The organism is Pseudomonas sp. GD04158 (assembly GCF_029834875.1).
GTDB lineage: Bacteria > Pseudomonadota > Gammaproteobacteria > Pseudomonadales > Pseudomonadaceae > Aquipseudomonas > Aquipseudomonas hydrolytica.
The window spans coordinates 1-7972 of the sequence record NZ_JAODYT010000118.1 but is presented as its reverse complement, the minus strand read 5'-3'; the positions used below and the strand labels follow the sequence as shown (position 1 = coordinate 7972).

Annotated in this window: 4 protein-coding genes; 2 read left to right on the top strand and 2 right to left on the bottom strand. The window is 67.3% G+C overall.

Annotated elements, in window-relative coordinates; genetic code table 11:
- Positions 1 to 78: 78 nt before the first annotated feature.
- The gene (locus N7333_RS23085; RefSeq protein WP_148118758.1) at positions 79 to 1614 is read right to left on the bottom strand and encodes a glucan biosynthesis protein G; all 1536 of its coding nucleotides are present in this window, start codon (positions 1612 to 1614) and stop codon (positions 79 to 81) included.
- A gap of 259 nt (positions 1615 to 1873) precedes the next feature.
- The gene (bglX, locus tag N7333_RS23080; protein ID WP_177491003.1) at positions 1874 to 4168 is read right to left on the bottom strand and encodes a beta-glucosidase BglX; all 2295 of its coding nucleotides are present in this window, start codon (positions 4166 to 4168) and stop codon (positions 1874 to 1876) included.
- A gap of 219 nt (positions 4169 to 4387) precedes the next feature.
- On the opposite strand from bglX, the gene N7333_RS23075 reads away from it, so the two are divergent.
- A complete protein-coding gene (locus tag N7333_RS23075) occupies positions 4388 to 5260 on the top strand; it encodes an AraC family transcriptional regulator (protein WP_129481639.1) in 873 nt (290 codons plus the stop codon).
- Positions 5261 to 5407: 147 nt separating this feature from the next.
- A partial coding sequence (locus tag N7333_RS23070) for a DEAD/DEAH box helicase (RefSeq protein WP_279859439.1) occupies positions 5408 to 7972 on the top strand: 2565 nt, incomplete at its 3' end.

Below are 7972 nucleotides of genomic sequence, written 5' to 3'. Positions count from 1 at the left end.
CGGGCCAGGTCCTGCTGCCGCTGCTGATCGAGCGGCAGCTCGCCGATATAGTCCTGAATCAGCGTAGCGTCGAGGGAGTTATTCATGGGCAGGCAACTGGTAGCTCCAGGTTTCCGACAGGGGTTTGCCATCCTCGACCAGGGCTGCACGCATCTCCACCGGACGCGCCTGATCCTTGACCTTGACCCGCAGCATCAGGCGCCAGCCCTTGCTCACCGGGTTGTAGCGCAGGCTGTCTTCTACCAGCTCGCCGTTGTCGTCGACGCTGACCTGCACCTGCGGCGCGGAATCCGCCGGGCGCTTGGCCAATTCCTCGCCGACGAAGTCCACCACCAGGGCGGTGCTGCCATCGGCCTGACGGATGAGGTTGGCCTGTTTGATGTCGCCCTCGGACAGACGGGTCTGGCTGACCATGGCCAGCTTCGGGTCGTGCAGCCCGGCGTCGTCACGGCTGAAGTGTAGGCGATAGGCCACATCCAGCGCCTCGCCCGGCGCCGGCAGCTTCTCGGGGCGCCACAGGGCGACGATGTTGTCGTTGGTTTCGTCGGGGGTGGGAATCTCCACCAGCTCGACGTGGCCCGCGCCCCAGTCGCCGACGGTTTCCACCCAGCCGCTGGGGCGCAGCTCGTAGCGGTCGTCGAGGTCCTGATACTGGTTGAAGTCGCGGCCGCGCTGCATCAGGCCGAAGCCGCGCGGGTTGTCGATGCGGTAGCTGCTCACGTTGAGGCGCTGCGGGTTGTTCAAGGGACGCCAGATCCATTCGCCGTTGCCGGCGGCAATGGCCAGGCCGTCGGAGTCGTGCAGCTGCGGGCGGTAGTTGGGACGCGGCCAGGGCTGGTTGGCACCGAACAGGTACATGCTGGTCAGCGGCGCGATACCCAGCTTCTCGACGTTTTCGCGCAGGTACACCTTGGCCTGCACATCCAGCACGCTGTCGCGGCCGGGCTTGATTTCCATGCGGTAGGCGCCGGTGGCGCGCGGCGAGTCGAGCAGCGCGTAGATCACCAGGCTGCGGCGGTCGGGCTGCGGCTTCTCGATCCAGAACTCGGTGAAGCGCGGGAACTCCTCGCCGGACGGCAACGCAGTGTCGATCGCCAGGCCGCGCGCGGAAAGACCGAACACCTGGCCCTTGCCGACGATGCGGAAGTAGCTGGCGCCGAGCACGCTCATCAGTTCGTCATGCTTGCCCACATCGTTGAGCTGATGGATCACCTTGAAGCCGGCGAAGCCCAGGTCCTTGAGTTCGTCGCGATTGAGCTGCAGGTCGGAGAAATCGAACATCGCCGGGTCGTACTTGATTTCGCGGGTGCCCTTGGCGGTCACCTCGTTGATCTTCACCGGCAGATCGAAATGCATGCCCTGATGGAAGAAGTACAGCTGGAACGGGGTCTTGCCGTCGCGCCAGTGGGCCTTGTCCTCGAGGAAGCGCACTTTCTGGTAGCCGGCGAAAGGCAGCTCGCGCAGGGCGTCCGGCAGGCGGCTCTGCGGCTGGTTGTAACTCTCGGCAGCGAGGGCCTGGGCCTGGATGGCCACATCGTTCAGATCGAATGCCCAGCTCTGGGCCGCGAACAACAGGGGAAGCACACCGAGGGCCAGCTTGCCGGCCCTGCCCATACGAACTCCACAATCACGACTCATCGACACACAGCCTCCAGGGCGACACGTATTGACAGGCAGCGACCAACCCACGGCTGGCCGCTACTCGAATTTGAAATCAGGCGAATGATGCAAAGACAGCGCGAGCAGAATGCGAGTGGCCAACCGGACGGAGACCGTCGCGCATCTACGAATTGTTTCTGCGCATTATTACCAGATCGTGATCTCCGGCACAGGTGCTCGCCAAGGTAAATTTTCGCCTCCTAGAGCCGCCACCTCAGGGGCGCGGCAGCAGTTCGAAACGGGCCTCCTGCACCGCCTGCGAATCCAGCCCGAGCTGAACCCGGAAGGCACCCGGCTCGCTGACGTGTTGCAGGCTGGCATCGAAGAAACGCAGCATGCTTTCGTCGATCTCGAAGCTCAGCTCGCGCGCCTCGCCCGCTTCAAGCTTGACCCTGCGAAACGCCTTGAGTTCCTTCTCCGGACGGATCACCGAAGCGGCCTCGTCATGCAGGTAAAGCTGCACCACGGTGGCCCCGGGACGTGGTCCGGCGTTCTTCAGCGTGACGCTGACGCGGATGCGCTGGTCCGGGTGCATGCGCTCGGCGGACAGCTTCGGCGCCGACAGCTGGAAGTCGCTGTAGCTCAGGCCGTAGCCGAAGGGATAGAGCGGGCCGGTGGCCTCCTCGAAGTATTGCGAGGTGTAGTTGCCGGGCGTGCCCGGTGTGTAGGGGCGGCCCAGGCGCAGGTGGTTGTAATAGGTGGGAATCTGCCCGACCGAACGCGGGAAGCTGATCGGCAGCTTGCCCGAAGGGTTGTGCTCGCCGAACAGCACATCGGCGATGGCGTGGCCGCCCTCGATGCCGCTGTACCAGGTTTCCAGGATCGCATCGGCGTTGTCCTTCTCCCAGCCCAGCGCCAGCGGGCGGCCATTCATCAGCACCAGTACCAGCGGTTTGCCGGTCGCCTTGAGGGCGCGCAGCAGGGCCTGCTGGCTATCGGGCAGATCCAGGCGGGTGCGGCTGGAGGATTCGTGGGACATGCCGCGCGCCTCGCCCACCGCGGCGACAATCACGTCGGCCTGGGCGGCCAGGGCAACGGCTTCGTCCAGCATCGCCTGCGGCGTGCGCTTGTCCGGCACCACTTCCGGGCGGTCCCAGTTGAGCTGGTTGAGGTAATCGATGACCCGGGCATCGTCGGTGACGTTGGCGCCCACGGCATGGAGCAGCTTGCCCTGCCCGGCGAGCGCCGCCTCCATGCCCTGGCGCAGCGTCACCGCCTGCTCGGCCACGCCGACCGCCGACCAGCTGCCGAGCATGTCCACCTGCGAGTCGGCCAACGGACCGATCAGCGCCACGGTGGCGTTCTTGCGCAGCGGCAGGGTGTCGCCACGGTTCTCCAGCAGCACCAGCGAATCGCGCGCCATGGCCCGTGCGTCGGCGCGGTGCAGGCGGCTCTCGGCGTTGACGTCCGCTGGATCGTCCTCGGCGCGGCCGATGCGGCGAAACGGGTCGTGGAACAAGCCGAGGTCGTACTTGGTGTTCAGCACATGGGTGACCGCTTCATCCAGCACGCTCTGCGCGACCGCGCCGCTACGCACCAGCGCCGGCAGTTCCTGATCGTAGAGCGTGTCGGCCATGCTCATGCCGACACCGGCGCTGATCGCCAGGCGCGCGGCCTCGCGACCATCGGCCGCCACGCCATGACGCAGCAGCTCGGTGATCGCGCCGTGATCGCTGAGCACCACCCCCTTGAAGCCCCACTGCCGGCGCAACAGGTCATCCAGCAGCCATTTGTTGGCCGAGGCCGGCACGCCGTTGACCGCATTCAGGGCCACCATCACCCCGCCGGCACCGGCGTCGATGGCGGCGCGATAGGGCGGCAGATAATCCTGGTACATGCGCAGCGGGCTCATGTCGACCACGTTGTAATCGCGCCCGCCCTCCACCGCGCCGTACAGGGCGAAGTGCTTGACGCTGGCCATGATGCGTTGCGGGTCGCTGGGGTCCTTGCCCTGGAAGCCGCGCACCATGGCGGCAGCGATGCGCGACACCAGGTAGGGGTCCTCGCCGAAGCCTTCGGAGGTGCGCCCCCAGCGCGGATCGCGGGAGATGTCCACGGTCGGCGCGAAGGTCATGTCCAGGCCGTCGGCACTGGCCTCCAGGGCGGCGATGCGCGCGCTGTTCTCGATGGCCTCGATGTCCCAGCTCGAGGCCAGGCCCAGGCCGATGGGAAAGGTGGTGCGGTGACCGTGGATGATGTCGTAGGCGAAGAACACCGGGATGCCCAGGCGACTGCGCAACGCCGCCTCCTGCATCGGCCGGTTGTCCGGGCGCACCACCGAATTGAAGGTGGCGCCGATGCGGCCGGCGGCCATCTCCTCGACGATGCGCTCGCGCGGCATGTCGCCACCGATGCTGATCAGGCGCAGCTGCCCGACCTTTTCCTCCAGGGTCATGCGCCCCAGCAGATCGGCGATGAAGGCCGAACGGTCATCGATCGAGGGCGCGGCGGCGAGCAGAGCGGGAGAGACGAACAGGGCGGCAAGAGCGAACTGACGCAGGCATTTCATCGAGAGCGGCATCCAGGCTGCGAAGCGTTGTTGGAATGGCCGCCAAGATACTCCGAGTCCCGACGGTGCGCCTCTGGGGCAGTGCAAAAAAAACCGGAGCACGACCCAGCGGCGCTCCCGCTATTGAGACCCCGGTTTTGCGCAAACTTGCGCTTTTTTTTCGCCGCCTCTGGCATTGCCCCCGTGCAGGCGTAGCATGAGCGCATCCCGGAGGATGCGATGGCGCAATTCGAACACCTGCAGGTTTTCCAGAGCATGAGCCGCTCGCCCCACGCGCGGCTGCACGCCCATGCCGAGCTGGGCGATGGCCTGGCCGTGGCGCGCTGGAGCAATGCCCACGATGCCCGTGACTACCTCGCCCCCAGCCATCATACGCTGTCCTGCTACCTGGCCGGCGGCACCGGCACCTTTCGCCGCGAACGGCCGGGCGACAAGGGCGCCCCGGACAAGCTGTGCATTCTGCCGGCCGAGCACCAGTCGGCCTGGATCATCAATGGCGAGATCCAGCTGGCCCACCTCTATATCGAACAGGAGCAGTTCGCCCTCGGCGCGGTCGCCCTGCTCGACCGCGAGCCGCGCAGCCTGCAGCTGCAGGAGGCGACCTTTGTCGAAGACGCCGAGCAGGCCGTGCGCTTTCGCCGCCTGTGCGCGCTCGACTGGCGGGAACCGGGCGAGCGCCTGCTGGCCAGCAGCCTGGCCCACGAGCTGCTCGATCACGCCCTGCTCAATCAGGTCGGTCTGCGCCAGGGCCTGCGTCTGAAGGGCGGCCTGGCTCCCCTGCAGCGCAGGCGCGTGCGCGATTTCATCGAACAGCACCTGAGCGAGCCGCTGCCCCTGAGCCAACTGGCCGCGCTCTGCGCCTTGTCGGAATACCACTTCGCGCGCATGTTCCAGGCCAGCTTCGGCCTGCCGCCGCACCGCTACGTCCTGGCGCGCCGCCTGGCCCATGCCTGCCGACTGCTGCGTCAGTCCGCGCTGCCGCTGGGCGAAATCGCCCTGGACAGCGGTTTCGCCAGCGCCAGCCATTTCAGCAACCGTTTCCGCCAGGCGCTGGGGGCGACGCCGGGACAGTACCGCGCGGCCTTCCGCTAAGCCGCGCCGGCGGGTATCACCCGCCCTACCGTCGGCAATCTCGCCGTGGCGCCTGCTAATCGCCACGCGGCTATGCGAAAATCTGTGGCTTTGCATTGCCGCGACCGATTTCATGCGCCAGACACTTCCGCCCACGGGGCTTCGCTGATGCCCCTGGATATCCATCAGTTGCGTCAGGAGGACTGGCGCTCAGAGTTCGGCGCCGGCGACCTGCGTCGCGGCCTCGCCTATGCCGAGGAAAAACGCAGCAAACTGCTCAGCCTCAAGGACAACAGCCTGCTGGCCAACTGTCGCGGCTCTGGCCTGCAGACCTACCAGCAGCGCATCACCCTGCACCCCTACGGCCGCAAGTGGAGCGTCACCGGCCACTGCAACTGCCCGGTGGGCTTCAACTGCAAGCACGTGGTCGCCGCCCTGCTCACCCTGGAGGCGCAGCAGCGTGCCGGCAGCGATCTTTCCGAAATCATGGTGCCGACCCGGGAGATGGCCGAGCAGCGCCTCGAAGGCATCGCCCCCACCGCGGTCCTGAGCCTCGGCAGCCAGGTACGGGTGCACTTCGATGCGCGCAAGGGGCGAATGCAGGAGCAGACCCAACACCGCGCCGCGCTGGCCTTCGACTATGCCGGGCATCGCGTCTTCGGCAAGCCGGCCAAGGACCTGGTCAAGCGCCTGGACGCCGACACCAACCTGCGCCTGATCCGTGACGCAGCGGCGGAAGCCGCGCTGCGCAAACGCCTGGAAAGCCTGGGCCTGCAGGTGGCGCTACGGCAGAGCGAGGCGCTGCCGGCCGAAGCCGGCGAGCCGTTCGAGCTGGAGCGCGAGCGCGACTGGCTGGACTTCGTCCAGCAGCAGTTGCCGCAATTGCGCGCCGAGGGCTGGCAGGTCCACATGCGTCCGGACTTTCAGTACAACCTGGCCGAGGTGGACGACTGGTATGCCGAGGTCGAGGAAGACCCGCAGCAGAACTGGTTCGACCTCGAGCTGGGCATCGAAGTCGAAGGTCAGCGCCTGAGCCTGCTGCCGATCCTGCTCCAGGCCATTCGCCGCACGCCCTGGTTGCTGGCGCCCGAGGCGCTGGCCCAGCGCACCGACGAGGATCGTCTGCTGGTCAGCCTGCCGCAGGGCGGCAAGCGCATCGCCCTGCCCTTCGCCCGCTTGAAGCCCCTGCTGGCCACCCTCGGCGAGCTGTATTTCCGCGATCCCGGCGAGGACCACCTGCCACTGCGCCTGGGCCGGGCCGATGCCGCGCGCCTGGTCGAGCTGGCTAGCGGCCCGGCCCTGAGCTGGCAGGGTGGCGACGAGCTGCGCGGTTTCGCCCAGCGCCTGCAGCAGCTGTCGGTCAGAGAGGTTGCACCACCCCAGGGACTGCGCGCCGAGCTGCGGCCCTATCAGCTGCAGGGCCTGACCTGGATGCAGACCCTGGCCGAGCTGCGCGTCGGCGGCGTGCTGGCCGACGACATGGGCCTGGGCAAGACCCTGCAGACCCTGGCGCATATCCTCTGCGAAAAGCAGGCCGGGCGCCTGCAGCAACCGGCGCTGATCGTCATGCCCACCAGCCTGATTCCCAACTGGCAGGACGAGGCTGCGCGCTTCACCCCGCAGCTGCGGGTGCTGGCCCTGCATGGCGCCAAGCGCAAGGTCGCGTTCGAGGACATCGCCGCGCACGACCTGATCCTCACCACCTATGCCCTGCTGCCACGCGACCTCAAGGCCCTGAACCGGCACGCCTATCGGCTGCTGATCCTCGACGAGGCGCAGAACATCAAGAACCCGCGCAGCAAGGCCGCCACCGCCGCCGCCCAGGTGCGCGCCGATCTGCGCCTGTGCCTGACCGGTACGCCGCTGGAGAATCACCTGGGCGAGCTGTGGTCGCTGTTCCATTTCCTCATGCCCGGCTGGCTGGGCGATGCCAAGGCCTTCACCCGCGATTACCGCACGCCCATCGAGAAACGCGGCGACGCCCAGCGCCTGGCTCACCTCAATGGGCGCATCCGTCCCTTCCTGCTGCGCCGCAACAAGGAACAGGTGGCCAGCGAACTGCCGCCGAAGACCGAGATCACCCAGTGGGTCGAGCTGACCCAGCTGCAACGCGACCGCTACGAGACCCTGCGCCTGGCCATGGACCAGAAGGTGCGCGACGAGATCGCCCGCCAGGGCCTGGCACGCAGCCATATCGTCATCCTCGAAGCCCTGCTGCGCCTGCGCCAGAGCTGCTGCGACCTGCGCCTGCTGGGCGATGCCGGCAGCCAGCTGACCGCCGCCGATTCGGGCAAGCTCAGCGCCCTGCTGGACATGCTCGAAGAGCTGGTGGACGAAGGCCGCCGCGTGCTGCTGTTCTCCCAGTTCACCTCGATGCTGGCGCTGATCGAGGCGGAGCTGCAGGCGCGCAAGATCGCCTATGCCAAGCTCACCGGCAGCACCCAGGACCGGCGCACACCGGTGGAGCGCTTTCAGGCCGGGGAATTCCCGGTATTCCTGATCAGCCTCAAGGCCGGCGGCAGCGGCCTGAACCTGACCGCGGCCGACACCGTGATCCACTTCGACCCCTGGTGGAACCCGGCCGCCGAAGCCCAGGCCAGCGACCGCGCCTATCGCATCGGCCAGGACAAGCCGGTGTTCGTCTACAAGCTGATCACCCGCGGCAGCGTCGAGGAAAAGATCCAGCAGCTGCAGCAGGCCAAGGCCAGCCTGGCCAGGGGCGTGCTGGAAGGC

Bases quoted from the DNA above. Each gene is read 5' to 3' on its own strand.
- N7333_RS23075 (WP_129481639.1), top strand. From the start codon at position 4,388: ATGGCGCAATTCGAACACCTGCAGGTTTTCCAGAGCATGAGCCGCTCG.
- bglX (WP_177491003.1), bottom strand. From the start codon at position 4,168: ATGAAATGCCTGCGTCAGTTCGCTCTTGCCGCCCTGTTCGTCTCTCCC.
- N7333_RS23085 (WP_148118758.1), bottom strand. From the start codon at position 1,614: ATGGGCAGGGCCGGCAAGCTGGCCCTCGGTGTGCTTCCCCTGTTGTTC.